At 68.7% G+C, this 839-nt stretch carries 1 protein-coding gene; it reads left to right on the top strand.

Annotation, left to right across the window (positions count from 1 at the left end; translation table 11 throughout):
• On the top strand, positions 1–815 hold an 815-nt coding region (locus NS354_RS12950; RefSeq protein ID WP_206542616.1), incomplete at its 5' end, for a DUF3427 domain-containing protein.
• Positions 816–839: the final 24 nt, after the last annotated feature.

Genomic DNA, 839 nt, shown 5'->3' with positions numbered 1-839 from the left:
TCTCGTGGGCTCGGCCGGATGACGCTCTCCCACCGCTGTCCGCAGAATACGATCTGCTCCGGAGGATCCGGGGGCTGACGCATGTGGATGACCCGGAGCGGATCCGCGCCTACAGACGCCTGCTGGACCCCGCTCTGGATCCCCGGGTGCGGGCGGAGGATCCCTTCGCGCCGATGCTGTACTTCTCCTTCTGGCCTCAGGGCGCCCCGGAGGGCATGACTGAGGCGCTGCAGCGGCTGGCGAGATCCGTCCACGTGAGGCGTGAGCTGCTCCAGCTGCTGGACGTGTGCGAGACCGAGACGCGCGCGCTGCCGGAGAGGCTCAACGGGCCGCTGGAGAGCAGTCCGCTGCGCAGCCATGCCCGATATTCGAGGGATGAGCTCGCCGCCGCGCTGGGATTGGGCACGCGGACGAAGGGGACCCCGGGGTCACTGGTCTCCGGAGTCCGATGGTTTCCCGAGGCGCGGGTGGACCTGCTGCTGGTGACCCTGCGCAAATCGGAGGCGCAGTTCTCCCCGAGCACCCTCTATAGGGACTATGCGGTGGATGAGTCGCTGTTCCACTGGGAGTCCCAGAGCTCCACCGCCGCGGGCAGTCCCACCGGACTCAGGTATCGGACGCATGAGCAGAGAGGGTCCCAGGTGCTGCTGTGCGTGCGGGAGGCCACCGCCGGGGATATCGGCACGGAGCCGTTCACCTGCCTGGGGACGGTGCGGTATCGGGAGCATCAGGGGGAGAAGCCCATGCGGATTCTGTGGGAGCTGGACCGTCCGATGCCCCCGGAGCTCTTGGCCCACGCCCGGGCCGTCGCCTGAGATGGGACGTGGACCGGATCGTGC

Source organism: Leucobacter chromiiresistens (assembly GCF_001477055.1).
In the GTDB taxonomy this organism is placed as follows: domain Bacteria; phylum Actinomycetota; class Actinomycetes; order Actinomycetales; family Microbacteriaceae; genus Leucobacter; species Leucobacter chromiiresistens_A.
Note: the sequence above shows the minus strand (reverse complement) of the source record. Positions and strands in the feature narration are given on the sequence as shown.